24 protein-coding genes are annotated in these 24,946 nt (G+C 49.7%); 9 read left to right on the top strand and 15 right to left on the bottom strand.

What is annotated here, in order from left to right; translation table 11 throughout:
* The first annotated feature begins 50 nt into the window (after positions 1-50).
* Entirely contained in the window at positions 51-815 is a 765-nt protein-coding gene (znuC, locus tag EHW58_RS03450; RefSeq protein WP_077579204.1) for a zinc ABC transporter ATP-binding protein ZnuC, read from the top strand.
* Positions 808-1,596 (top strand): zinc ABC transporter permease subunit ZnuB, encoded by a 789-nt coding sequence (gene znuB, locus EHW58_RS03445; protein WP_046073550.1) that lies wholly within the window; start codon positions 808-810, stop codon positions 1,594-1,596. Before znuC ends, znuB begins: the two co-directional genes overlap by 8 nt.
* 81 nt (positions 1,597-1,677) lie before the next feature.
* Here znuB and sucD read toward each other — a convergent pair whose 3' ends face one another.
* From sucD to sdhC, 8 genes are all read right to left on the bottom strand, one after another.
* A complete protein-coding gene (gene sucD, locus EHW58_RS03440) occupies positions 1,678-2,550 on the bottom strand; it encodes a succinate--CoA ligase subunit alpha (protein ID WP_046073551.1) in 873 nt (290 codons plus the stop codon).
* A gap of 2 nt (positions 2,551-2,552) precedes the next feature.
* Positions 2,553-3,719 carry an ADP-forming succinate--CoA ligase subunit beta gene (gene sucC, locus EHW58_RS03435; RefSeq protein ID WP_152794782.1) on the bottom strand — a complete coding sequence of 389 codons (1,167 nt, stop codon included), beginning with the start codon at positions 3,717-3,719 and terminating at the stop codon, positions 2,553-2,555.
* Between the two features lie 107 nt (positions 3,720-3,826).
* Positions 3,827-5,035, bottom strand: a complete 1,209-nt coding sequence (odhB, locus tag EHW58_RS03430; RefSeq protein WP_152794780.1) for a 2-oxoglutarate dehydrogenase complex dihydrolipoyllysine-residue succinyltransferase — start codon at positions 5,033-5,035, stop codon at positions 3,827-3,829.
* Between the two features lie 28 nt (positions 5,036-5,063).
* The gene (sucA, locus tag EHW58_RS03425; RefSeq protein WP_152794778.1) at positions 5,064-7,874 is read right to left on the bottom strand and encodes a 2-oxoglutarate dehydrogenase E1 component; all 2,811 of its coding nucleotides are present in this window, start codon (positions 7,872-7,874) and stop codon (positions 5,064-5,066) included.
* 114 nt (positions 7,875-7,988) lie between these two features.
* Positions 7,989-8,699 (bottom strand): succinate dehydrogenase iron-sulfur subunit, encoded by a 711-nt coding sequence (locus EHW58_RS03420; RefSeq protein ID WP_046073555.1) that lies wholly within the window; start codon positions 8,697-8,699, stop codon positions 7,989-7,991.
* A gap of 14 nt (positions 8,700-8,713) precedes the next feature.
* Positions 8,714-10,480, bottom strand: a complete 1,767-nt coding sequence (sdhA, locus tag EHW58_RS03415) for a succinate dehydrogenase flavoprotein subunit (RefSeq protein WP_046073556.1) — start codon at positions 10,478-10,480, stop codon at positions 8,714-8,716.
* Positions 10,481-10,831, bottom strand: a complete 351-nt coding sequence (gene sdhD / locus EHW58_RS03410; protein ID WP_046073557.1) for a succinate dehydrogenase, hydrophobic membrane anchor protein — start codon at positions 10,829-10,831, stop codon at positions 10,481-10,483.
* Positions 10,825-11,217, bottom strand: coding sequence for a succinate dehydrogenase cytochrome b556 subunit (sdhC, locus tag EHW58_RS03405; protein ID WP_046073558.1), 393 nt, complete (start codon positions 11,215-11,217; stop codon positions 10,825-10,827). Before sdhC ends, sdhD begins: the two co-directional genes overlap by 7 nt.
* 399 nt (positions 11,218-11,616) lie before the next feature.
* Here sdhC and EHW58_RS03400 point away from each other — a divergent pair, with 399 nt between their 5' ends.
* Positions 11,617-12,906: a citrate synthase gene (locus EHW58_RS03400; protein WP_046073559.1), complete on the top strand. Its 1,290-nt coding sequence runs from the start codon at positions 11,617-11,619 to the stop codon at positions 12,904-12,906.
* A gap of 112 nt (positions 12,907-13,018) precedes the next feature.
* Here EHW58_RS03400 and EHW58_RS03395 read toward each other — a convergent pair whose 3' ends face one another.
* A complete protein-coding gene (locus EHW58_RS03395; protein ID WP_077579201.1) occupies positions 13,019-13,777 on the bottom strand; it encodes a Nif3-like dinuclear metal center hexameric protein in 759 nt (252 codons plus the stop codon).
* Positions 13,778-13,953: 176 nt separating this feature from the next.
* Positions 13,954-14,151, bottom strand: coding sequence for a DUF2517 family protein (locus EHW58_RS03390; protein WP_046073561.1), 198 nt, complete (start codon positions 14,149-14,151; stop codon positions 13,954-13,956).
* Between the two features lie 147 nt (positions 14,152-14,298).
* Between EHW58_RS03390 and EHW58_RS03385 the strand changes: the two genes are divergently transcribed.
* A complete protein-coding gene (locus EHW58_RS03385) occupies positions 14,299-15,108 on the top strand; it encodes a DUF1853 family protein (RefSeq protein WP_077666125.1) in 810 nt (269 codons plus the stop codon).
* Between the two features lie 55 nt (positions 15,109-15,163).
* Here EHW58_RS03385 and pgm read toward each other — a convergent pair whose 3' ends face one another.
* Positions 15,164-16,810 carry a phosphoglucomutase (alpha-D-glucose-1,6-bisphosphate-dependent) gene (gene pgm / locus EHW58_RS03380; protein ID WP_077666124.1) on the bottom strand — a complete coding sequence of 549 codons (1,647 nt, stop codon included), beginning with the start codon at positions 16,808-16,810 and terminating at the stop codon, positions 15,164-15,166.
* 28 nt (positions 16,811-16,838) lie between these two features.
* On the bottom strand, positions 16,839-17,384 hold the full coding sequence (gene seqA, locus EHW58_RS03375; RefSeq protein ID WP_046073564.1) for a replication initiation negative regulator SeqA: 546 nt from the start codon (positions 17,382-17,384) through the stop codon (positions 16,839-16,841).
* 99 nt (positions 17,385-17,483) lie between these two features.
* Here seqA and EHW58_RS03370 point away from each other — a divergent pair, with 99 nt between their 5' ends.
* The 3 genes from EHW58_RS03370 to fldA all read left to right on the top strand — a co-directional run bounded on the left by EHW58_RS03370 (position 17,484) and on the right by fldA (position 19,177).
* Positions 17,484-18,257, top strand: coding sequence for an alpha/beta fold hydrolase (locus EHW58_RS03370; protein ID WP_172969982.1), 774 nt, complete (start codon positions 17,484-17,486; stop codon positions 18,255-18,257).
* A gap of 60 nt (positions 18,258-18,317) precedes the next feature.
* Positions 18,318-18,539 (top strand): DUF2788 domain-containing protein, encoded by a 222-nt coding sequence (locus EHW58_RS03365; protein ID WP_021022467.1) that lies wholly within the window; start codon positions 18,318-18,320, stop codon positions 18,537-18,539.
* A gap of 110 nt (positions 18,540-18,649) precedes the next feature.
* Positions 18,650-19,177, top strand: coding sequence for a flavodoxin FldA (fldA, locus tag EHW58_RS03360; RefSeq protein ID WP_046073566.1), 528 nt, complete (start codon positions 18,650-18,652; stop codon positions 19,175-19,177).
* A gap of 70 nt (positions 19,178-19,247) precedes the next feature.
* Here the strand turns inward: fldA and EHW58_RS03355 are convergent, their stop codons facing one another.
* Entirely contained in the window at positions 19,248-19,736 is a 489-nt protein-coding gene (locus EHW58_RS03355) for a DUF4442 domain-containing protein (protein ID WP_370517140.1), read from the bottom strand.
* Between the two features lie 196 nt (positions 19,737-19,932).
* On the opposite strand from EHW58_RS03355, the gene fcrX reads away from it, so the two are divergent.
* The gene (gene fcrX, locus EHW58_RS03350) at positions 19,933-20,379 is read left to right on the top strand and encodes a ferric iron uptake transcriptional regulator FcrX (RefSeq protein ID WP_046073568.1); all 447 of its coding nucleotides are present in this window, start codon (positions 19,933-19,935) and stop codon (positions 20,377-20,379) included.
* Positions 20,380-20,431: 52 nt separating this feature from the next.
* Here fcrX and glnS read toward each other — a convergent pair whose 3' ends face one another.
* Positions 20,432-22,099, bottom strand: a complete 1,668-nt coding sequence (glnS, locus tag EHW58_RS03345) for a glutamine--tRNA ligase (RefSeq protein ID WP_152794774.1) — start codon at positions 22,097-22,099, stop codon at positions 20,432-20,434.
* 212 nt (positions 22,100-22,311) lie between these two features.
* Positions 22,312-23,820: an N-acetylglucosamine-specific PTS transporter subunit IIBC gene (nagE, locus tag EHW58_RS03340; protein ID WP_046073570.1), complete on the bottom strand. Its 1,509-nt coding sequence runs from the start codon at positions 23,818-23,820 to the stop codon at positions 22,312-22,314.
* A 317-nt stretch (positions 23,821-24,137) separates the two neighbouring features.
* On the opposite strand from nagE, the gene nagB reads away from it, so the two are divergent.
* The gene (nagB, locus tag EHW58_RS03335) at positions 24,138-24,938 is read left to right on the top strand and encodes a glucosamine-6-phosphate deaminase (RefSeq protein ID WP_152794772.1); all 801 of its coding nucleotides are present in this window, start codon (positions 24,138-24,140) and stop codon (positions 24,936-24,938) included.
* Positions 24,939-24,946 lie beyond the last annotated feature (8 nt).

Raw genomic sequence — 24,946 nt, 5'->3', positions numbered from 1 at the left:
GCTATGAATGTTATAATATAACAATTCCAATTCACAATGCTTTTTTCACTATGACTGACTCGCTAGTCTCGCTCGATGCGGTGACGGTGACCTTCAATGGCCGCCATGTGCTGGATAAGGTTTCGATGCAACTAAAGCGCGGGCAAATTACCACGCTAATTGGCCCCAATGGCGCCGGGAAATCGACGCTTGTCAAAGCACTGATCGGTTTAGTTAAGCCGAGCGCCGGCACAGTACAAATAGCCCGAGATGTAAAAATCGGTTACGTACCTCAGAAGTTGCAGTTAAATCAAACTCTGCCGCTAACGGTTGATCGGTTTATTCGTCTGGGAACACGCTATACCAATGCGCAGATTAGCCAGGCGCTACATACGGTCAATGCCGAATCCTTGCAATATGCGAATATGCATACCCTCTCCGGCGGTGAAACGCAACGCGTTCTACTCGCCCGCGCCATTTTAAAGCACCCTGATGTGTTGGTGTTAGATGAGCCAGTGCAAGGGGTGGATGTCAGCGGTCAATTGGAGATGTATAGCCTGATCAGTCAATTGCGTGATAGCCTTGGGTGCGCGGTACTCATGGTGTCGCATGACTTGCATTTAGTAATGGCTAAAACCGATGAAGTGATTTGTTTGCAGCATCATGTCTGCTGCTCCGGTGAGCCCGATGCCATCTCGCAGCACCCTTCTTATGTGGCGATGTTTGGTCGCCAAACCAGTGAGCAACTCGCGCTATACCACCACCACCATCATCATAAACATGATCTTGCAGGGCAACCTGTAAGCTGCGAACACCAAGAGCATCATCATGATTGAGTTCTTACTTGCCCCTATCATGGGCGGCTTATTGATCGCCGCCATTGCCGGCCCTTTGGGCTCATTTGTGGTCTGGCGACGTATGGCCTACTTTGGCGATACCCTCGCTCACGCTTCACTACTCGGTTTAGCGTTAGGCTTTCTGCTGCAAATCGACTTAAACCTCGCACTCGTGATCACCTGCTTACTCCTGGCGGTTTTATTGGTGGGACTACAGCGCCAACACCTGGTCTCGACCGATACCTTGCTCGGTATATTGGCTCACAGTGCCCTGTCATTGGGGTTAGTGTCAGTAAGCTTTTTGGACAACATGCGCGTCGATCTCATGGCCTATTTGTTTGGCGATTTGTTGGCGGTCTCTTTTGCCGATCTCACTTTACTCGCCATTGGCGCGTGCTTAACACTCGGGGTACTCGCGTATTACTGGGAGCAGTTACTGTCGATGACAGTCAGCGAAGAGCTTGCCAAGGTAGAAGGTATTGCAGTAGAAAAGCTGCGGCTGTTATTGATGCTACTGATTGGTTTGGTCATTGCGTTGGCGATGAAATTTGTCGGGGCATTAATTATTACCTCTATGCTAATCATTCCCGCGGCAACGGCACGGCGTATCGCCTCAACACCAGAGCAAATGGCCTCGTTTGCTAGCCTCATTGGGATGGCTGCGGTGCTGCTAGGCATGGCAGGCTCTTGGTTTTATGATACGCCCGCTGGCCCATCTGTGGTGGTTGCAGCAGCCAGTGTCTTTATGTTGGCGCAGTTATTGCCGAATCGCTCGCACTAAGCCCTAACCACTTATTATGTTTTTTATATCAAAAAGCCGCTCATATGAGCGGCTTTTGTTTATGCGATTACTTTGTCTGGCTTACCAGCTGGTTTTCTCGCGCAATGCTTTACCAATATCAGCCAGGCTTTTAACCGTCGTGACACCCGCTGCTTCAAGGGCAGCAAATTTATCATCTGCGGTTCCTTTACCACCAGAAATAATTGCCCCCGCATGACCCATGCGCTTACCTGGAGGTGCCGTTACCCCGGCAATATATGCCACTACGGGCTTGGTCACATTGGCTTTGATGTAAGCCGCCGCTTCCTCTTCTGCAGTCCCGCCAATCTCACCGATCATCACGATCGCCTCGGTCGCCGGATCCTTTTCGAACATTTCTAAAATGTCGATAAAGTTTGAGCCTGGAATAGGGTCCCCACCAATACCAACACAGGTGGATTGGCCAAAGCCTTCATCAGTGGTTTGCTTAACGGCTTCATACGTCAGTGTGCCCGAGCGCGACACAATGCCCACTTTACCAGATTGATGAATGTGCCCCGGCATAATGCCGATTTTAGACTCATCCGGCGTGATCACACCTGGACAGTTAGGCCCAATCATACGCACGCCTGCTTGGTCCAGCTTCACTTTTACTTCCAGCATATCCAGTGTTGGGATACCTTCCGTAATACATACAATAAGCTCAATACCAGCATCGATCGCTTCTAGGATCGCGTCTTTACAGAAAGGGGCAGGAACATAAATAACTGATGCTGTCGCACCCGTCGCCTCGACCGCATCGGCCACCGTGTTGAACACAGGTAAACCTAGGTGAGTCGTACCGCCCTTACCAGGGGATACACCGCCGACCATTTGTGTTCCATACTCAATAGCTTGCTCTGAGTGGAAAGTACCTTGTCCACCTGTAAAACCTTGGCAGATCACTTTGGTATCTTTATTAATCAGCACTGACATTGTTATTTACCCTCCGCGGCAGCAACGACTTTTTGAGCGGCTTCGGTTAGCGATGTTGCCGCAATGATATTCAAACCACTATCGGCCAGTTTCTTGGCACCTACATCAGCATTATTTCCCTCGAGGCGAACCACCACTGGAACTTTAACGCCAACTTCTTCGACTGCACCAATAATGCCATCTGCGATCAAGTCGCAGCGCACGATACCGCCGAAGATATTCACCAAGACAGCCTTTACGTTGCTGTCAGACAGAATGATTTTAAACGCTTCTGTTACACGCTCTTTGGTCGCGCCACCGCCAACGTCAAGGAAGTTAGCTGGGCTGCCACCGTGCAAATTAACAATGTCCATGGTGCCCATTGCTAGGCCCGCACCGTTAACCATGCAGCCAATATTGCCATCTAGCGCGACATAGTTGAGTTCCCATTGCGCGGCATGCGCTTCACGCTCGTCTTCTTGGCTGGGGTCGTGCATCGCGCGTACTTTTGGCTGGCGGTAGACAGCGTTGCTATCAATGGCCAATTTCGCATCCAAGCAGTGCAAGTTGCCTTGGTCAGTAATAACCAAAGGGTTAACCTCAACCAGTGCAACATCTTTATCCAAAAACAGCTGGCCGATACCCACAAAGATTTTGGTAAATTGCTTGATTTGCTCACCTTCTAGACCCAGTTTAAAGGCCAGTTGGCGACCTTGATAAGGCTGAGGGCCAACAAGGGGATCAATCGATGCTTTGTGGATAAGCTCAGGGGTTTCTTCCGCCACCTTCTCGATTTCGACACCGCCTTCAGTCGATGCCATGAAAACAACGCGGCGTGAACCACGGTCGACAACCGCACCCAGGTAAAGCTCTTTGGCGATATCGGTGCATGACTCCACCAAAATTTTGCTTACCGGCTGACCGTTTTCGTCGGTTTGAAAGGTCACCAAGTTTTTACCAAGCCATTGCTGAGCAAACTGACGGATCTCCTCTTTGGACTTAGCCAGTTTTACCCCGCCTGCCTTGCCACGCCCACCGGCGTGAACCTGGCATTTAACGACCCATTTGTTTCCGCCAATTTTATCGGCTGCTTCAGCAGCTTCTTGTGGTGTGTCGCAAGCATAGCCCTCTGAAACTGGTAGACCATATTCAGCGAACAGCTGCTTTGACTGATATTCGTGCAGATTCATGATGTTCTATCCGTGTTAGTGTCCATTATTGTGTCTTTTTGCTTTCCAAATGAGGGGACCTCCGTCCCCTCTAAAATGGCTCCCCTCAGAAACAGGGGGTAGCGCCATTAAACGTCCAGAAGCAGACGTGTTGGGTCTTCTAGAAGTTCTTTGATGGTCACCAAGAAGCCTACCGATTCACGACCGTCAATCAGACGGTGATCATAAGAAAGCGCCAGGTACATCATCGGCAAGATTTCGACCTTGCCATCCACCGCCATCGGGCGGTCTTGGATCTTGTGCATGCCAAGAATGGCTGCTTGAGGGGGATTAATGATCGGCGTTGACATCAATGAGCCAAAGACACCGCCATTGGTGAGGGTGAAGTTGCCCCCTGTCAGTTCATCGACGGTGAGCTTGCCATCACGGCCTTTAATCGCCAAATCACGGATACCCTTTTCAATATCCGCAAAGCCCAGCTTGTCGCAATCGCGCAGCACAGGGGTAACCAGACCACGCGGTGTAGATACCGCCATGCTGACATCGAAGTAGTTGTGATAAACGATATCATCACCGTCGATGGATGCGTTGACTTCTGGGTAACGCTTCAAGGCCTCGACGACCGCTTTCACATAGAAAGACATAAAGCCGAGACGAATATCGTGACGCTCTTCAAAACTATCACGGTATTGCTTACGCAAGTCCATGATGGGCTTCATGTTCACTTCATTGAAGGTGGTCAGCATCGCGGTACTGTTTTTCGCTTCTAACAAGCGCTCAGCGACACGTTTACGCAAGCGCGTCATAGGAACACGCTTCTCACCGCGTTCAGCCACAGGTGGCACATCTTGGCTTTGTGCTTTTTGCTCTCCCTGTTCAGGCTGACTCTCAAGGTGTGCTTCAACATCTTCTCGCGTAATGCGTCCACCCACACCTGTGCCTTTCACTGCATCAGGAGAGAGGTCATGCTCAGCAAGCAGACGACGTACCGCAGGACTTAACGCGTCGTTCGTCTCTTCTTCTAGTGAGGCGGTGTGGCGCTTGTCAGGTGAAGACTCTGATTGTGCAGGAACGTCTTTGGTTGGCTCACCTGCGACGGCACCTTCTTTGATTTTAGCGATGGCCTGTTTCGCTAATACGGTTGACCCTTCATCTTCAATGATGGACTCCAACACCCCATCAGCAGGGGCAGGCACTTCCAGCACGACCTTATCTGTTTCAATATCAACCAGTACTTCGTCACGGGTTACCGAGTCACCTGGCTGTTTGTGCCATGTGGCAATGGTTGCGTCAGCCACAGATTCGGGTAAATCGGGAACCAGAATTTCGATTGTCATATCGTATTTATCCTTAATGTTCTAGTTCTTACTTTAGGGTCAGAGCGTCTTGAACTAACGCTTTTTGTTGTTTCTGGTGTACAGACATATAACCTACCGCAGGTGATGCGGATGCCGAGCGTCCGGCATAGGTCAATGTGGCATCTTGCGGTAAGGCAGCACGGAAGTTGTGCTGGCTGCTGTACCACGCCCCTTGGTTTTGTGGCTCTTCTTGGCACCAAACAAAGTCTTTCGCATTGCTATAAGGCGCAATCGCGTCTTTAACCGCGTCCAGAGGGAATGGATAAAGTTGCTCAATACGGATAATGGCAACGTCATCAATCTCTTGCTCTCGGCGTGCTTGTAGCAAATCATAATAGACTTTGCCCGAGCACATCACGACGCGTTTCACCTTGCTTGACTCAAGATCGTCCATTTCACCAATCGCTGGTAGGAAATCACCCTCGGTTAAGTCTTCCAAGTTAGACACACACAGTGGGTGACGTAACAGCGACTTCGGTGACATAACGATCAAAGGACGACGCATGGGGCGCACCACTTGCCGGCGCAACATGTGATAAACCTGCGCGGGGCTTGATGGCACCACAACCTGCATATTTTGCTCAGCACACAGTTGCAGATAACGCTCTAAACGCGCTGACGAGTGCTCGGGGCCCTGCCCTTCATAGCCATGAGGAAGCAGCATGGTCAGGCCACACATGCGGCGCCATTTTTGTTCACCAGAGCTGATGAACTGATCAATCACCACTTGCGCACCATTGCCGAAGTCACCAAATTGTGCTTCCCACACGGTTAAACCGCCTGGCTCAGCGGTGGCGTAACCGTACTCAAACGCCAGTACCGCTTCTTCCGATAACACGGAATCGAAGATCTCGAATGGTCCTTGTTTGTCATGGATATTTGCAAGTGGCAAATACGTGCTGCCATCTTCTTGGTTGTGGAGCACCGCATGACGGTGGAAGAAGGTGCCGCGACCTGAGTCTTGACCCGTAATGCGGATACGTTTGCCATCATCAACCAAAGTGGCATAAGCAAGGGTCTCAGCCATCCCCCAATCAACCATCTTTTCGCCTTCTACCATCGCTTTGCGATCTTTGTAGAGCTTGGCAACACGGCTGTGGAGTTTATGGCTATCCGGCAACTGGCAAATGCGATGACCCAGCTCTTTCAGACGCTTAGCATCGAACTTATTTGCCCACTCTACCGTCCAATCGTGGCCTAGATAGGGCGTCCAGTCGACAGAATGCAACACCATTGGGCGCCACTCTTTCACCACACACTCACCACTATCGAGAAGGTCACGATACTCATTGATCATCTCAGTGGCTTTTTCGAGATTAGCGACCCCTTGTTGATCCAATACATCGGCATACAGCTTACGCGGAGTAGGATGCTTTTTGATCTTTTGGTACATCATCGGCTGAGTCGCGTTGGGCTCATCCGCTTCGTTGTGGCCATGGCGACGGTAACAGACTAAGTCAATCACCACATCACGCTTAAACTCGTTGCGAAAATCGAGCGCCAAGCGCGATACAAAAGCAACCGCCTCGGGATCATCTGCATTGACGTGGAAAATCGGCGCCTGCACCATCTTAGCGATGTCTGTACAGTATTGCGTCGAGCGTGAATCAGCCGGATTCGACGTGGTAAACCCAATTTGGTTATTGACCACGATGCGCACGGTGCCGCCTACTTGGAAGCCTCGCGCTTGCGACATGTTGAAGGTCTCTTGTACCACCCCTTGCCCGGCGATAGAGGCATCACCGTGGATGGTGATAGGGAGAACACTCGAGCCGGTATTATCTTCCAGTCGGTCTTGGCGAGCACGCACTGATCCCATCACCACCGGGTTCACAATCTCAAGGTGTGAGGGGTTGAACGCCAACGCAAGGTGAACATCACCCCCCGGTGTCGCGAAATCAGACGAGAAGCCTTGGTGATATTTCACATCCCCGGTTCCCCAACTCTCGTCTTGTTTACCCGCGAACTCATCAAAAAGCTCGGACGGTTTCTTACCTAATACGTTTACCAACACATTGAGGCGCCCACGGTGAGCCATTCCGACCACCACTTCTCGTGCGCCTTCGCTACCCGCGTGGCGAATCAGCTCTTTCAGCATCGGGATCAGCGAATCACCGCCTTCAAGAGAGAACCGCTTAGCGCCGGGGAATTTGGCACCAAGATAGCGTTCGAGGCCTTCAGCTGCGGTGAGCTCTTCTAAAAAGGTGAGCTTTTCTTCTTCGCTAAACTGCGGCTGTCCAACCACAGACTCCAGGCGACCTTGGATCCAGCGCTTTTCTTCGGTATCGGTAATGTGCATGTATTCTGCACCGATAGACCCACAATAGGTCTTCTCAAGCGCATCATACAGCTCGCCCAATTGCATATTGTCTTTACCAATCGCAAATGAGCCGACATTAAAAGTTTCGTTGAAATCCTGCTCATTAAGAGAGTGAAAAGCAGGTGACAGATCAGGTACAGGTTTACGTTTCCATAACCCGAGAGGGTCTAGGCTGGCCTGTTGGTGGCCGCGGAAACGAAAAGCATTAATCAGTTGAAGAACTTTGACTTGTTTCGCGTCTACATCTGGATCATTGACTGAAGCACTTGCACGCGATGTATCGGTAGCTAAGCGTCGAAAGTAATCACGAACACGAGAGTGAGGTTGTTCTACCGCGGTATCACTTACCACTGGCAGCTGGTCGAAAACCGCTCTCCATTCTTGATCAACTAACTCCGGGTCACTGAGGTACATTTCGTAGAGGTCTTCTACGTACGTTGCATTGGCGCCAGCCAAATGAGAAGACTCTAACCAAGCCTTCATCACGCCATTTTGCATTGTTATCCCTTAACCACTAGTTATTTATCCAAACACCGGTCTGAGGCCGGGTTACCTGTTATTAAGCCCCGTCCGAGGACGGGGCATTTTTTTCTACGTTATTGGTTCAGCGTTTTAAACGCCGCGCTGAATCAGCATAGACTTGATATGCCCAATTGCCTTGGTTGGGTTCAGTCCCTTTGGACATACACTGACACAGTTCATGATCCCGTGGCAACGGAAGACACTAAAAGCGTCGTCTAGATCAGATAACCGCTCTTCGGTCGCTGTGTCACGGCTATCCGCCAGCCAACGGTAAGCGGCAAGCAAGCCCGCTGGACCAACAAACTTGTCAGGGTTCCACCAAAATGAAGGGCATGCGGTACTGCAACATGCACACATAATGCACTCATACAAGCCATCAAGTTCCGCGCGATCTTCCGGCGCTTGCAAGTTCTCTCGCGACGGTGGCGTTTCATCATTCATCAGGTAGGGTTTGACACGCTCATAGTTCTCATAGAACTGCCCCATATCAATAATAAGATCACGCACCACCGGTAGACCGGGTAGCGGACGAATCACGATTTCGGACTTGTCCATCAGTGAGGACAGCGGCGTGATGCATGCCAGGCCATTTTTACCGTTCATATTGACGCCGTCAGAGCCACAGACACCTTCACGGCACGAGCGACGGAAGGCCAAAGTAGGATCCTGCTCTTTAAGCTGGATGAGCGCATCCAGCAGCATCATGTCAGACCCTTCAGGCACATCCAGCGTGTAGTCTTTCATGTATGGCGCATTATCTACATCTGGGTTGTAGCGATAGATAGAAAACTTAACATTCATCGTTCTCGACCCCCTTAGTAACTGCGGACTTTCGGTGGGAAAGCCTCACGGTGCACTGGCGCCATATTGACGTCGCGCTTCGACATGGCTTCGGTTTCTGGGTTATAGATGGAGTGGCATAGCCAGTTTTCATCATCGCGGTCTTGATAGTCGAAACGCGCATGTGCGCCACGGCTTTCAGTACGATAATGGGCTGATACCGCCGTTGAATACGCGGTTTCCATCAAATTCTCCAGCTCCAAACATTCGACACGCTGGGTGTTGAACTCGGTTGACGTATCATCAAGACGCGCCGACTTAAGGCGTTCGCGAATTTCCTTCAGCTCTTTCAGCCCTTTTTCCATCGCCTCGCCTTCTCGGAACACAGAGAAGTTTTCTTGCATACAAGCTTGCAAATCTTTGCGGATCTCAACCGGGTCTTCACCCTGCTGGGTGTTATTCCAACGATTAACCCGTGCCAGTGACGCCTCAATGTCTGACTCGCTCGCATCGCGCGCTTCTACTTGCGCGGCGAGTGTCTCGCCAAGATGCAGGCCGGTCGCACGGCCAAAGACAACCAAGTCGAGCAATGAGTTGCCGCCTAAGCGGTTGGCACCGTGAACAGACACGCTGGCAATCTCGCCACAGGCAAACAAACCTTGTACTTCAATGTCATTGCCGAGCGGGTCTTGCTTGATTGCTTGGCCAGACACTTGTGTTGGAATGCCCCCCATCATGTAGTGACAGGTTGGGATCACCGGAATCGGTTCTTTGATAGGATCGACGTGCGCAAAGGTACGCGACAAGTCAAGAATACCGGGGAGACGAGACTCGAGCACATCTTTGCCAAGGTGATCGAGCTTCAATTTGAGGTGTGGGCCCCATGGGCCGTCACAGCCACGCCCTTCTCGAATCTCGATCATCATTGAACGCGCCACCACGTCACGCCCTGCCAAATCTTTCACATTGGGGGCGTAACGCTCCATAAAGCGTTCACCATCTTTATTGAGCAGATAACCGCCTTCACCACGACAACCTTCCGTCACCAATACACCCGCTCCAGCAATGCCTGTGGGGTGGAATTGCCACATTTCCATATCTTGCATTGGCACGCCTGCGCGCAGCGCCATACCAACACCGTCACCGGTATTGATATGCGCATTGGTGGTTGATTGATAGATACGACCAGCGCCACCTGTCGCCAACACGGTTGCTTTGGATTTGAAGTAGCAAATCTCCCCAGTTTCCATACACATGGCCGTGGCACCAACGATTACACCGTCTTGGTTTTTCACCAAATCAAGCGCATACCATTCAGAGAAGATGGTGGTCTTGTTTTTAATATTCTGTTGATACAAGGTGTGCAGCAGTGCGTGCCCGGTCCGGTCAGCAGCCGCTGCCGTTCTCGCTGCTTGCTCGCCACCAAACTCTTTGGACTGGCCACCAAACGGGCGTTGATAGATGGATCCGTTTTCGAAGCGAGAAAATGGCAGCCCCATTTTTTCAAGCTCAATCACAGACTGAGGGCCTGTCTTACACATGTACTCAATGGCATCTTGGTCGCCAATATAATCCGACCCTTTCACCGTGTCATACATGTGCCATTGCCAGTTGTCCTTGTGCGAGTTACCCAGTGCTACCGTAATCCCACCCTGCGCGGACACAGTGTGCGAACGAGTTGGAAACACTTTAGATAACAGTGCACAGGTTAGGCCCTGCTCTGATATTTGCAGTGCGGCGCGCATACCTGCGCCACCTGCGCCAATGACAATTGCGTCAAATTCGCGAACTGGAATACTCACTTACACACCCCACAATACAAAGAAACCGGCGAAAACATAGATCAGTAGCATGGCCACAACGCCCAGTTGCAACATGCCACGCAGCAAGGCTGGCTTGATATAATCAGTCAATACTTGCCACATTCCGATCCAGCCGTGAATCAGCACGGAGACCAGGGCTAACATGGTAAAGACTTTGGTACTGGTCTGGCCGAAAAACGCTGTCCATGAGGCATACGTAATCTCAGGACCAAAAACGGCAAAACCGACCATATAAAGTGTGTAAAGTGTGATGAGAATCGCAGTGGCGCGAATCAGCACATAGTCGTGCACACCATTGCGCCCGACCGATGAGATGTTTTTAGTTACCATACTAAAACCCCCGCCAACACAGACAACACGCCAGTGATAACAAATGCAACCTGCGCACTTTGCGCGCCAGACTCCAGCTCTTCAAAATAACCCATGTCTTGGATCAAATGACGGATCCCGCCAACAATGTGATACGCCAGTGCCGTCAAAATGCCCCAAAGGATCAGTTTGACGAAAAAGCTATCGACAATGGCAGCAGCGGATTGAAATCCATCAGGAGAAGAGAGAGACAGGCTAAGCAGCCATAGGAGGATGGCGATCGAGACAAAGGTGATGACACCTGCCACTCGATGCAATATAGACGCAATCGCTGTTATCGGGAAACGAATCGTCTGGAGGTCGAGGTTTACGGGTCTTGACTTTCTTTCTTTCACGATATTGCCCACTCAGCTCCATTGAGCATTTATAGTTATTACACTCTCTGAACCTCAGTACTCAAAGCGTAAGACCTGCAACATCTGCGTAACGCGCTTCATGTACCTTATTGCTTATAACTGCAATTATTGGCGAATGGATCACGTCAGTTAGGAAAGGTGTTTGAGCCCCTAAACGCTCTAGGATACTGATTTGCCCAGAGACCTCGAAAAAGTATACGTGGCGTAACAGACAATTACAAACGCACAAAATTGACCGGAATCTCACAACAGATATTTAACTCGCATTGCAAATAAGTTATTAACTGACGCACACATCGATAGGTTAAAAATTGACATCATTAGGGTCGATCGGTACAACGGTCGAGTCCGTATCCTGGATGGGATTATAAAATAACAAAGGAGATTGTTATGGCAGAGAAGAAAGCTACCCTACATATCGAAGGGAAAGCACCAATCGAACTGCCGATTATCGAGGGCACCGTCGGTCCAGAAGTCATTGATGTGCGCCAGCTGGTAAACGAAGGCTATTTCACCTTTGATCCTGGCTTTGTCGCAACGGGTTCGTGCAATTCGCAAATCACCTACATCGATGGCGCAGCCGGCGTATTGCTGCACCGCGGTTACCCGATAGATCAACTTGCCAATAACGCTGATTATTTAGAAGTCTGTTATATCCTGCTCTACGGTGAAGTCCCTACCCAAAAGCAATACGATGAGTTTCGCTCAATGATCGTGCGCCACACCATGGTGCATGAACAGATTGCAAGCTTCTTCCACGGCTTCCGCCGTGACGCTCACCCAATGGCCGTAATGGTCGGGGTTGTAGGTGCACTGGCCGCGTTCTATCACGACTCTCTCGACATCAACAACGATCAACACCGTGAAATCACGGCGTTCCGTTTACTGTCGAAAATGCCAACATTGGCTGCAATGTGTTACAAGTACTCGATCGGGCAGCCATTTATTTATCCACGTAACGACCTCGACTACGCGGAGAACTTCCTACATATGATGTTCGCCACGCCATGCGAAGAGTATGAGGTCAACCCTGTGGTTGCGCGTGCAATGGATAAAATATTCACGCTGCACGCCGATCACGAACAAAACGCATCCACATCAACAGTACGCCTTGCGGGCTCGTCAGGTGCGAACCCATTTGCCTGTATTGCGGCAGGGATTGCCTCGTTATGGGGACCCGCCCACGGCGGTGCGAATGAAGCGTGCTTGCGTATGTTTGAGCAAATCGGGCATGTTGATAACATTCCTGAGTATATTGCTCGCGCGAAAGACAAAGATGATCCATTCCGCCTGATGGGCTTTGGTCACCGTGTCTACAAGAACTACGATCCTCGCGCAACCGTGATGCGTGAAGCCTGTCACGAAGTGCTCAATGAGTTACAAATACAGGACCCACTGCTTGACGTAGCGATGGAGCTAGAGCGCATCGCATTGTCAGATGATTACTTTATCGATAAGAAACTTTATCCGAACGTTGATTTCTATTCAGGCATTATCCTGAAAGCGATCGGGATTCCCACGTCGATGTTTACAGTGATCTTCGCGATGTCTCGTACCATTGGTTGGATTGCTCACTGGAATGAAATGCATACCGACCCACACAAGCGTATTGGGCGCCCGCGTCAGCTTTACACAGGCTATACGCAACGCGAGTTTACGCCGATGGACAAGCGCAGTTAAGCCGCGAATGTCATATAACAAAGCCGCCAATAGGCGGCTTTTTCTTTATTATCAGCAGGTTATCACATTGCTGCGTCTACCTTTTATCGCACTTAGCCTCAACGCCTAGGCGTTACGCTGGATTGTCGATATCAATAAAGTGCACATTCAAACCATGCTGCTGGGCAAGCCACTCCCCTAGCGCTTTCACGCCATAACGCTCGGTCGCGTGATGCCCTGCCGCGATATAATGCACACCTTGCTCGCGCGCCGAAAAGGTTGTGCGCTCAGAAATCTCACCCGACAGATACGCATCCATCCCTTGTGAAGCGGCCAAGTCGATAAAATCTTGCGCGCCACCAGTACACAGCCCGACGGTTTCAATCCGCGTTTGTTGGCCACCGTCAATCACAAGGGGCGTTCGGTTAAGCACCGTGGCCACTTGTTGCTCAAACTGAGCCAACGTCATGGGCGTTGAAAGCTTTCCATAAACAGGAATCGAGACAGGGTTGTCAGGCTCCAGTCCCCCAAGCAGCTCAATGCCTAAACGTTTGGCAAGTTGCGCGTTGTTACCCAGCGTCGGGTGAATATCCAAAGGCAAGTGATAACCGTATAGATTGATGCCATGTTCAATCAACATCTTGATACGTTGGTACTTCATGCCGCGAATTTGCTGTGGTTCGCCGCGCCAGAAGTAACCATGGTGCACCAGGATGGCATCCGCATTCTGCTCAATCGCTGCATCAATAAGATCTTGGCAAGCCGTCACCCCTGTGACGACGGTTTGAACCTCATCACGCCCTTGCACTTGCAGTCCGTTCGGGCTGTAGTCTTTGATGCTATCCGGTTTTAGTTCGGCGTTGAGCAATGCTTCCAGTTCAAAATTATTCATAGCATTCACATCCACTTGCGAGACAATGGCAACAGTGTAACCTGACAAGCAAAAATAAAAAAAGCGGCGAGCACGAATGGCTCACCGCTTATCTAATCGCTACCTATCTGTTCGGCTGCATCTATACGTATTTATGGCTTATACGATAGGCTAAGCCTTGATGAGGTAAAGGTGGGTTAGAAAAAACCACCGACCTTTTCCGACTCAGCTAACCAGACTGGCTTGGTGCTGTCTTTAAGCCAGACTTGATGTAAATGGCTATATAAACGCGATGCCATTGGCGGCACAATCAGTGTTGGCAGGCAAGTGATGCCCGCGATCACAACCGCGCAGCGGCGCAACACAACACGGGTTTTATCGAACGGTGTATACATAATCAACCTCACTCATCTGACCAGTTTGCAAGTATGGACGTAGTGTACCACCCGTTTTGTTTTTTTACTACATAAATGGTTATTTTTCACCCAAAAATTACCAGATTCAGCTTTAACAGTCTTTTAACAAGGTAATAAAATTACATCATGAGTGACACCGATCCGCTATTTAGCAACCAAGATCAAATCAATGCCGACTTTAGCTGGTTACAAAATCAGTTCTCACTACTCAGCGACAAGCACTTCCCGGTTGTGCCTCATCATCTTTGGCAACACAAATTACTGCCATCTCCCTCGCCCTATAAGGGACCAAAGCGTATCGGCTTTTACTATCAGTGGCTGCTCACTCAGCTCATTGATTGTCACCCGCATTTGGGGTTAGAAGCTGAGGAAATACAAATTAATGAAGGCGGCAAGACGCGAGGTGCCATCGACTTTTTAGTCAGATATCAGGGGCAACTAGAGCACTGGGAGGTAGCGGTAAAATTCTACCTCGCCTATGACAACCGTTGGTTAGGCCCCAATGCCAAGGATGCATTGGATATCAAAGTGGCGCGAATGCTTGACCACCAATTGGCGCTGTCCAGCCACCCAAGCTTCTGTCAGCAATACCCACACTGGCAACCAAGTGAGAAGCGTTTAATGGTGCAAGGAAGGTTGTACCGCCATTATCATCATGGCGAGCAGCCCCTACCAGAGTGGCCACCCGTCAATCATGACAGCATTGGGGGATGGTGGTGTTGGCCAGATGCATTACCAACAGACAGGGAATTTGCCGTATTGGCCCGCGACCAGTGGTTGTCACTGCCTGCTTTCGCTGATTTGCCCAAGCTCGAACGCGCATCACTTGATGAGCTATCTCGCACCTGTCACTTGTTAGATGACTCACTCACCCCTTGGTTCGTGGTACCCCGCGACTGGCCAGAGACGATACCCGCGTTACCCGCTTTGAAATAAAAAACGCGCACATTGTCTGTACGCGTTTTCGACTACAGCGTCACGACGGGACGCGCTAAACGCCTTGAGCGTTGAACACGCGGTCAACAATTTGTTGCGCTTCTTGCTCAATCAAACGCAAGTGATCATCACCTTTAAAGCTTTCACAGTAGATTTTATAAATATCTTCTGTCCCTGATGGGCGCGCAGCGAACCAACCAAACTCCGTGACCACTTTCAGTCCTCCGATGGCAGCGCCATTGCCCGGCGCATGCGTCAGTTTGGCGGTGATGGTATCGCCCGCCAAGCTCTCTGCCGTCACCATCTCGGGGCTGAGCTGACTGAGCACCTGCTTTTGCGCTGCATTGGCAACCGCTTGTAATCGGTTATACGACGGATCACCGTGCTTGTGGGCAAGTTTTTGATAATACGCCTGTGGCGTAAGCCCCGTTACCGCCAGAATTTCTGCTGCCAGTAAGCAAAGAATGATACCATCTTTATCTGTTGACCATGGCTGCCCATCAAAGGTTAAGAATGAGGCACCGGCACTTTCTTCCCCGCCAAAGCCAAGCGTTCCTTCACTCAAGCCAGGCACAAACCATTTAAAGCCGACGGGCACTTCAACCAGCGGACGAGCGAGATCGCCAACCACCTTATCAATGATCGCACTGGACACCAGGGTCTTACCCACGCCTAAATCGGCTGACCACTGCGGACGGTGGCGGAACAAATAATCGATGCACACGGCTAAATAGTGATTCGGGTTCATCAATCCTTCGGGAGTCACGATGCCGTGGCGATCAAAGTCTGGATCATTGCCAAATGCCAAATCATAATCATCTTTGTACGCCAATAGTCCGGCCATTGCGTATGCAGACGAGCAATCCATACGAATCACGCCATCGCTATCGCGCGGCATAAAGCCAAACGTTGGGTCGACATGATCGTTAATCAGGGTAATATCCAGTTGATAATGCGCGGCAATTTGCTGCCAATAGCGGATCCCTGCGCCCCCCAAAGGGTCAACGGCAAGTTTTAAACCCGCTTTTTGAATAGCCTCGATATCAACAACCTTGGCCAGCCCAGAGACATATGGCGTCACAAGATCTTGCGCTTGGTAATAGTCACTGTGCATCGCCGCATCAATCTCCGAGCGTTTAACGCCGACGAGATGGGTTTCAATATAGTGATTCGCTCGCGTTTCTATTGCTTTCGTGATTTCGCCTTCGGCGGGTCCACCATGGGGCGGGTTGTATTTGATGCCCCCATCTTGCGGTGGGTTGTGCGAGGGAGTGATGACAATCCCGTCCGCTTTCGCGTCATGCGCGCGGTTGTAGGCGAGTATCTGCTGCGATACCCCTGGGGTGGGTGTATACCCTTGCTCAGCTTGGCCAATCACCGTAACGTGATTGGCCGTTAACACTTCAACCACGGCATCGAATGCTGGTACTGAAAGCGCATGAGTGTCTTTTCCCACAAAGACAGGGCCAGAAATGCCGCGCGCGCTGCGCTCATCACAAATTGCTTGTGCAATCGCCAAAATATGATCGCGGTTAAACGTCGTGTTCAACGCGCTTCCACGGTGTCCTGACGTCCCAAACGCAACACGTTGCGACGGATCACCTGGACGTGGTTGAGCCTGGAAAAAACGCGTCACAAGCGCCGGGATATCACACAAATCTTGCGGATTCGCGCGCTGTCCGGCTTGAGGATGCACTGCCATAATTCTCTTCTCCCATGAGTGGCATAGATTAAATCGCGTTCACAACCTTCTCAGTCAAATCACTCGGGAACTGCATTTTTTCCATAAGCTGCTCCACCATCTGACGCTTACGGCCAGTGTTCGTGTTGGTGATGACCCAAAAAGGGGTGTCTGGAATCTGCTTGGGTTTGGTGGTTTTGCCGCTTTCTAATAAAGTTTGTGGATTATCGGCAAAATACAGACGGGTACGCCCTTTTAGCGCCATACCATCTGCGAATCCTTGTTGGTCAACACGGTATAAGGTGGTGAGGATCAGCATAAAACGACCAATAGCTCGTTCTTGAGCCGCAAACTCATCTGAAATCAATAACGTTCGCATCGCTTTGACACGATCAACGGACGCACTGCGCCCAGCGTCTTTACTGACAACAATACCGCTAGAACGAGAGGGCGTCGTCGGCGCAGCCTGGGTTGGCTGCGGTGCCGAGTCCGACAGCAGTAAGCGACGCAGGATGTCTGATGCGCTTTCGCCAATATGCTGAGTTTGGCTGGCAATATACCGGTATAGATCGTCGTCAACCTCTATCGTCTTCATTGTTTTTCATCGCGTCCTGTTTATCGTTTAACGGGGCGATTATACAGAGATAGATAGGTATACTCTACGTTAAAGCCAGTAATCTGAGAGAAAAGCAACGTGTTATTAAACGGAAAGTCTCGCGGTGAGGGCTCACCGCTTGTATTGATCCACGGTTTATTTGGTGATCTCGATAATTTAGGCGGGCTCGCCAAGACACTGTCCGACCATTTTTGTGTCTATCAAGTTGATCTACCTAACCATGGTCGCTCCTATCATACACAGGACACAGATTATCGAAGCCAGTCCGATGCCGTGATCGCGTGGATGGATGCACAACAGCTTGAGTCAACCATTATCGTTGGCCATTCGATGGGTGGCAAAGTGGCGATGGCCGTCGCTCAGCGCTTCCCAGAGCGCGTCGAACAACTGGTGGTGATGGATATTGCCCCAGTCGATTATCAAGTTAACCGACATGACAATGTTTTCAGGGCATTGCATCAGACACAAAGGGTGACACTGGAAAGCCGCCAACAAGCGCAAACCATGATGAATGAATCGATTGAAAATCCAGGCGTGAGCCAATTTTTATTGAAATCACTCTATAAAACCGATCACGGTCACTACGCCTGGCGCTTCAATATTGATAATCTTTATCACGGCTATCGTGACATCATGGGATGGACAGAGTTTGGCCAGTATTCGGGGCCAACTCTGTTTGTCAAAGGGCAGAACTCTGAATACATTCTGCCAGACCACCGCGAGGCCATTGTCGCTCAGTTCCCTCATTCAAAAGCGCATATGGTGGCAGGCACGGGTCATTGGCTACATGCTGAAAAACCGGCGGTGGTTGCCAGCGTCATAGAACGTTTTTTAATGCCGAGCGAGCGTTAACAGTTAAGTGACCCTTGTGATATATTGCGCCGCATAAGTCGGTGCTCAATGGAGGCACGCATGCTTTACGAGCACTTTCAATTGCTCGAGAAAATAGGTCTAGATCTCGTCTTCGCCGCGATTTTCTTTTTTATCGGCATGGCAATTAAAGACGTGTTACGTGAGGGCAATGTGCCAGTATTCGGCCGACGGATCGTCTGGTTTGTGCTCACACTAGGCTGTGTCGGCTTTATCGTGAAAGGTGTGATTCAGTTGGTTTGGGAAGGGGTCGGCATCGGCTAACCCTAGCACTGAAGTCACTGGTTAATCATATAGGTTTGAAAAAGCGACGCTTTTTCTTTAATTCGAGTTAGTTGCAAACAGCAACCCACTGACAAAACGGGTGTTTTTATATGGCGAGTGTAGGTCTCTTCTTTGGTAGTGACACGGGAAACACGGAAGCAATTGCAAAAACCATTCAAAAGCAGTTAGGCAAGCAAATGGTTCACGTGCAGGATATCGCGAAGAGCAGCAAAGAAGATATTGATAACTTCGATTTGCTGCTGATCGGTATTCCGACATGGTATTACGGTGAAGCACAGTGCGACTGGGATGACTTTTTCCCAGAGTTAGAGCAAATTGACTTCTCAACAAAACTCGTGGCTATTTTCGGCTGTGGCGACCAGGAAGATTACGCAGAATACTTCTGTGATGCCATGGGCACCGTCCGCGACATCATTGAAGCGAAAGGCGCGACCATCATTGGTCATTGGCCAACTGAGGGGTATGAATTTGAAGCCTCACAAGCATTGGTTGATGACAACCATTTTGTTGGCTTATGTGTCGATGAAGACCGCCAACCTGAACTGACCGACGAGCGTGTGAGCAAGTGGGTGAAACAAGTTTACGAAGAAATGTGTCTCGCAGAGCTTGAAGACTAAGTCTGGCTTATCAAACGCCAAGGGGACTCAACCTTGGCGTTTTTTATCTAACCGGCGCACAATGGGCCGATCATGCGGCTTGTTTGCTGGCTGTATCTCGATACTGGCGTTTTTTTCTCACATAAAGTGTACGCCTTACTTCAGCAACCACCTCGCCATGCGCGTCTTTGACGTGGACAACAAACTCGGGCAATACCTTATCGCCTTGTCCTGCTTGTTGTTGGATATCGGTTAACACCGCATCACTGATCACAAAATCTGCGTACAAGTCCGTGGTTCCCGGCTTAATAAAATTGATATCTGCTTGTTTGTCCCAGACATGGTACTGAGGGCCGAGAATCCCCATTAACATGAGCGCATAGACAGGATCGGTTAAGGAGAAGATACTACCGCCATACTGGGTACGGTTAGCATTTTTATTCCACCAGCGGAGTTTCAAACGCATATTGACACGTTTAAAATCCTGGCTAATGGCATCAATATGGATCCCTGCGCCCCAAAATGGTGGCCAGCTGTTAAGTGCCCACTTAACAATACGTGGTTTGTAGAAGCGATACATGTAAGTTGACATCCTTATCTGGTCTAACCAGATAATATTCACATCTCGTAAACATTGATGCAACCACAAATGATCAAATTTCGTCCTAAGAACGCATGTCGAGAGTAGCGAGAGCAGTGCAATTTTGATAGGCTTATAAGATATTTTCCTTGCTAATCCAACTGTCTTAACTCAGGCAGAAAACAGGTAGATACACATGTCAGACAATAACCAGGCGTTGAAGCAAGCTGGGCTCAAAGTCACCCTCCCACGGCTCAAGATCCTAGAAGTGCTGCAACAGCCAGATTGCCAGCACATCAGTGCCGAAGACCTGTATAAGAAATTAATTGACCTAGGTGAAGAAATTGGCCTAGCAACCGTGTACCGCGTACTGAACCAATTTGACGATGCAGGCATTGTCACGCGTCACCATTTTGAAGGCGGAAAGTCCGTATTTGAATTGGCGACACAGCATCATCATGACCACTTAGTCTGCCTTGACTGCGGTAAAGTGATTGAATTTTCTGATGATTTGATTGAAGAGCGTCAGAAAGAAATCGCCGCACGCTTTAATGTGCAACTGACAAACCATAGTTTGTATTTGTATGGTCACTGTAAGGAAGGCGATTGCAAAGCCGACCCATCCATTCATAACGCTGATTGATTCAGTGTGAACGTTCGAAAAAAGCCGGCGTGGTCATCACGCCGGCTTTTTATTATTTACCTTCTATCTTCGCCCAGGTATCACGTAAACTCACGGTCCGGTTAAAGACAAGTGCATCTTTACGGCTATCTTTATTATCTACACAAAAATAGCCTGTCCGTTCAAACTGATAACCCTTCTCTACTGGCGCATTTTGCATACTTGGTTCAACAAATCCCTGTTGTACCTGCAATGACGCCGGATTAATCGTCTCAGCGAAGTTGTCTGCGCTGGCCGGATTTGGCACCGTAAATAAGCGGTCATACAATCGGAATTCAGCGGGTAACGCCTCAGCCGCAGAAACCCAATGGATCACGCCTTTCACTTTTCGCCCATCGGCAGGATCTTTACCGAGGGTGTCTGGATCATAGCTGCAATATACAGTGGTAATATTGCCCTCATCGTCTTTTTCACAACGCTCCGCTTTTACCACGTAGGCATTGCGCAAACGTACTTCCTTCTCCAGTACCAGTCGCTTGTACTTCTTGTTGGCTGATTCACGGAAGTCTTCTCGCTCAATCCAGATCTCGCGCGAAAATGGCACCTGGCGCGTCCCCATCTCTGGCTGATTGGGATGGTTGGGTGCATCAAGCCACTCCACGTCATCGGCTTTGTTTTCAATCACCAGCTTAATGGGATCGAGCACCGCCATGGCGCGTGGTGCATTTTCGTTTAAGTCATCACGCACGCAAGATTCAAGCGCACTCATTTCAATGGTGTTATCTTGCTTAGTCACACCAATACGCTGACAAAACTCACGAATGGAGGCAGGCGTGTAACCCCGACGACGCAAGCCTGAAATAGTCAGCATACGCGGGTCATCCCAACCGTTCACTAACTGCTCCTCCACCAGTTGGTTCAGCTTACGTTTAGACATCACGGTATACTCGAGATTCAAGCGGCTGAACTCATATTGGTGCGGCGTACAGTCGATAGTGATGTTTTCCAATACCCAATCGTATAGGCGTCGGTTATCTTGAAATTCGAGGGTACATAGAGAATGCGTGATCCCTTCCAGTGCATCTGAAATGCAATGGGTAAAGTCGTACATTGGATAAATGCACCACTTGTCGCCAGTCTGATGATGATGCGCAAAACGAACACGGTATAAAACCGGATCCCGCATCACCATAAAGGGGGACGCCATATCGATTTTAGCACGCAAACAGGCTTTACCTTCTGCAAACTCACCAGCTCGCATTTTTTCAAACAGTGCCAAATTCTCTTCAACCGAGCGTTCACGATAAGGGCTGTGCTTGCCCGGCTCGGTCAATGTGCCACGATACTCTCTGATCTCGTCGGGCGTCAGCTCTTCGACGTATGCCAACCCTTTTTCAATCAGCTCAACCGCGTAGCCATAAAGCTTGTCAAAATAGTTTGAGGAGTAACGCACCTCTCCTGCCCAGTCAAAGCCCAACCATTGCACATCACGCTTGATAGACTCAACGTACTCCACGTTTTCTTTTTCTGGGTTGGTATCATCAAAACGCAGGTTGCATTCACCCTGATAGTCTTGTGCGATCCCGAAGTTCAAACAAATTGATTTGGCATGGCCGATGTGCAGATAGCCATTCGGCTCCGGTGGGAAACGTGTCACGATCGCTGTGTGTTTCCCTTCCGCCAAGTCTTTATCAATGATTTGGCGAATAAAGTTAGTGGGACGAGCTTCAGCATCACTCATCAAGGTTACCTCGTATCAAAAATGCGAATTTTAAAGCTACATAGATACTATGATCTCCTATTCCGCGCTGCGACTCAACCCGTTGTTGTCATTGTCATCGCGGTGTAGGCCTATTTGTTACTTTTTTGCGCGAAAGCGATGACACAAACCTAAAAAAACGCCCAGCTGTTGGCTGGGCGCTTTGTTCAGATCATTGTCGTACAGTGCCTCGTTTATGGCAGCGCGACGTTTGACAAATCTTCATCTTCTGGAATTTGTTTCAGCTCACCGGCAATGATTTCTGCTAGAGGGCCAAGAATGACCTGCAAGTTGTTCTCGCCAAGCTTGACGACTCCCATCGCCCCAATGGCTTTCAATTTCGCTTCATCAACCACCTCGCGGTCGGCAACCGACAGACGCAGACGGGTGATACACGCATCAATCGATGTGAGGTTTTGATGGCCACCAAGGGCTTTAAGGTACTTGCGTGCAAGCTCGCGATTATCGCTCGCTTCACCGGTATTGGCGCTCGCAGGTGCACTTTCTACTGCGTCATCTTCTCGGCCTGGCGTTTTCAGATTGAGCGCTGAAATCGCGGCGCGGAATGACACATAATAAAGCGCAAAGAATACAAGGCCCATGATAGGCAGCATGTACCACTGGTTAGCCACAGGGTTTTTCGACGACAACACCAAGTCAACTAAACCTGCCGAGAAGCCGAAGCCTGCCGTCCAGTCGAAAGTGGCCGCGATAAACAAGGAAACACCGGTTAATAGCGCATGCAACACGAACAACAAAGGTGCGACAAACAAGAATGAGAATTCAAGTGGCTCGGTCACCCCAGTAAAGAAAGACGCAAAACCAGCAGCAATCATGATAGACGCAACACGTGCTTTGTTCTCAGGACGCGCTGTGTGATAAATCGCAAGCGCTGCACCCGGTAGACCAAACATCATGACGGGGAAGAAGCCTGCCATGTACATGCCTGTGGTCCCTTTAATCGCTTCGCCTGTTTCAAGGCCTTGTGCCCCCATCCAGAAGCGGCCCAAGTCGTTAATACCGACCGTATCGAACCAGAATACGGCGTTAAGCGCGTGGTGCAGACCAACAGGGATAAGTAAGCGGTTAAAGAAGCCATAAACACCGGCACCCGCGGCACCTAGGTTGGTGATGCTTTCACCAAAGTGAACCAAGCCACCAAATAACACAGGCCAGACAAACATCAATACAAACGAGATGATGATCGCCACAACAGAGACCAAAATAGGCACCAAACGCCGGCCACTAAAGAACGCCAAGGCTTTAGGCAGCTCAACACCGCTATAACGGTTGTACAGCTCAGCAGACACCACACCGATCAAGATACCGATAAACTGGTTGTTGATTTTGCTGAACGCAAGCTCATTGTTGCCCACTGAAATATCGACCAAGCCAATTTGGCTTACCGCACCCGGCGCACACAGCGTGGTGATCACCATAAAGCCAACAAAGCCTGCCAGAGCGGCGGCGCCGTCTTTATCTTTTGACATGCCATATGCCACACCGATGGCAAATAACACTGACATATTGTCTATAATCGCTGCCCCTGATTTTATCAAGAAAGCAGCTAGGGCACTGTTGCCCCCCCATCCAGTTGGGTCAAGCCAGTAGCCGACCCCCATCAAGATCGCAGCCGCTGGTAATACCGCAACCGGTACCATCAGCGCACGACCTATACGTTGTGCATAACCAAGAATATTCACCGTCGTTCCCCCTTTATATTTTTCAGTGCCCCACCACGCTTGCGCTTGCTCCGCGGCTGGGCATCTAACTTGGACGCTTGCCCAAGGACTTTTGTTAAATCACTTCTTTTGTAAAGCAATGTTAGTCAATTGCAGTTTATGTCAATAAATTCGCCTCGCAAATTAAACCCGCGTTATTTGTGAGAATCATCACCAAACCCACCCATATACAGAGAAAATTGTTAGCCTGATCATAAAACTTATTTTATGATGAAAATAAATGAGCATATCCGTTATGCTATGGCCACGAACTGAGCATTGATAGAACGAGGTGACCGATGCGACTCATTCCTTTACAAACCAGCCAACAAGTCGGCCTATGGTCGGCTCGCTATATCGTCGATACCATCAACACGTTTTCGCCGACTGCCGATAACCCCTTTGTTCTGGGCTTACCCACAGGGGGGACGCCACTCAACACCTATAAGCAACTCATTAAGCTCCACCAGCAAGGCGAAATCAGTTTTGAGCACGTGGTGACCTTTAATATGGACGAATACTGTGGGATCCCTGCTGATCACCCACAAGCGTATCGTACCTTTATGTACGAAAACTTTTTTAACCATATTGATATTCAAGAAAAAAACATCAACTTGCTTGATGGCAATGCGACCGATGTCGATGCCGAGTGCCAACGCTATGAAGAAAAAATCAAAGCGTACGGCAAAATCCATCTCTTTATGGGTGGTGTAGGAAACGATGGTCATATTGCGTTTAATGAACCCGCGTCATCATTAGCATCAAGAACACGGATCAAAACCTTGACCGAGGATACCCGTGTGGCAAACTCTCGCTTCTTTGATAATGATATCAATCAGGTACCTAAGCATGCGCTCACCATTGGTGTCGGCACCTTGTTAGATGCAGAAGAAGTCATGATCCTAGTCACAGGACACAATAAAGCCCAGGCACTTGAGGCCGCGGTAGAAGGGTCAGTGAACCACTTATGGACAGTATCAGCGCTACAACTGCACCCAAAAGCGATGATTGTGTGCGATGCGCCTTCAACAGCAGAACTAAAAGTAAAAACTGTGAAGTATTTTCAAGAGCTTGAAGCCCAAAATATACACCATTTATAAGGAATTGA

Origin of the sequence: Salinivibrio sp. VYel1 (genome assembly GCF_009377945.1) — a bacterium.
Lineage (GTDB): Bacteria > Pseudomonadota > Gammaproteobacteria > Enterobacterales > Vibrionaceae > Salinivibrio > Salinivibrio siamensis.
This window is presented reverse-complemented; position numbering and strand designations above follow the sequence as displayed.

What these genes read in the sequence shown, in the direction of transcription:
- znuC (WP_077579204.1), top strand. Translation starts at nt 51, where the DNA reads ATGACTGACTCGCTAGTCTCGCTCGATGCGGTGACGGTGACCTTCAAT.
- sucD (WP_046073551.1), bottom strand. Translation starts at nt 2,550, where the DNA reads ATGTCAGTGCTGATTAATAAAGATACCAAAGTGATCTGCCAAGGTTTT.
- seqA (WP_046073564.1), bottom strand. Translation starts at nt 17,384, where the DNA reads ATGAAGACGATAGAGGTTGACGACGATCTATACCGGTATATTGCCAGC.
- EHW58_RS03400 (WP_046073559.1), top strand. Translation starts at nt 11,617, where the DNA reads ATGGCAGAGAAGAAAGCTACCCTACATATCGAAGGGAAAGCACCAATC.
- EHW58_RS03395 (WP_077579201.1), bottom strand. Translation starts at nt 13,777, where the DNA reads ATGAATAATTTTGAACTGGAAGCATTGCTCAACGCCGAACTAAAACCG.
- EHW58_RS03365 (WP_021022467.1), top strand. Translation starts at nt 18,318, where the DNA reads ATGCTTTACGAGCACTTTCAATTGCTCGAGAAAATAGGTCTAGATCTC.
- sucA (WP_152794778.1), bottom strand. Translation starts at nt 7,874, where the DNA reads ATGCAAAATGGCGTGATGAAGGCTTGGTTAGAGTCTTCTCATTTGGCT.
- sdhD (WP_046073557.1), bottom strand. Translation starts at nt 10,831, where the DNA reads ATGGTAACTAAAAACATCTCATCGGTCGGGCGCAATGGTGTGCACGAC.
- glnS (WP_152794774.1), bottom strand. Translation starts at nt 22,099, where the DNA reads ATGAGTGATGCTGAAGCTCGTCCCACTAACTTTATTCGCCAAATCATT.
- EHW58_RS03355 (WP_370517140.1), bottom strand. Translation starts at nt 19,736, where the DNA reads ATGTATCGCTTCTACAAACCACGTATTGTTAAGTGGGCACTTAACAGC.
- fcrX (WP_046073568.1), top strand. Translation starts at nt 19,933, where the DNA reads ATGTCAGACAATAACCAGGCGTTGAAGCAAGCTGGGCTCAAAGTCACC.
- EHW58_RS03390 (WP_046073561.1), bottom strand. Translation starts at nt 14,151, where the DNA reads ATGTATACACCGTTCGATAAAACCCGTGTTGTGTTGCGCCGCTGCGCG.
- EHW58_RS03420 (WP_046073555.1), bottom strand. Translation starts at nt 8,699, where the DNA reads ATGAATGTTAAGTTTTCTATCTATCGCTACAACCCAGATGTAGATAAT.
- nagB (WP_152794772.1), top strand. Translation starts at nt 24,138, where the DNA reads ATGCGACTCATTCCTTTACAAACCAGCCAACAAGTCGGCCTATGGTCG.
- EHW58_RS03385 (WP_077666125.1), top strand. Translation starts at nt 14,299, where the DNA reads ATGAGTGACACCGATCCGCTATTTAGCAACCAAGATCAAATCAATGCC.
- odhB (WP_152794780.1), bottom strand. Translation starts at nt 5,035, where the DNA reads ATGACAATCGAAATTCTGGTTCCCGATTTACCCGAATCTGTGGCTGAC.
- fldA (WP_046073566.1), top strand. Translation starts at nt 18,650, where the DNA reads ATGGCGAGTGTAGGTCTCTTCTTTGGTAGTGACACGGGAAACACGGAA.
- pgm (WP_077666124.1), bottom strand. Translation starts at nt 16,810, where the DNA reads ATGGCAGTGCATCCTCAAGCCGGACAGCGCGCGAATCCGCAAGATTTG.
- sucC (WP_152794782.1), bottom strand. Translation starts at nt 3,719, where the DNA reads ATGAATCTGCACGAATATCAGTCAAAGCAGCTGTTCGCTGAATATGGT.
- znuB (WP_046073550.1), top strand. Translation starts at nt 808, where the DNA reads ATGATTGAGTTCTTACTTGCCCCTATCATGGGCGGCTTATTGATCGCC.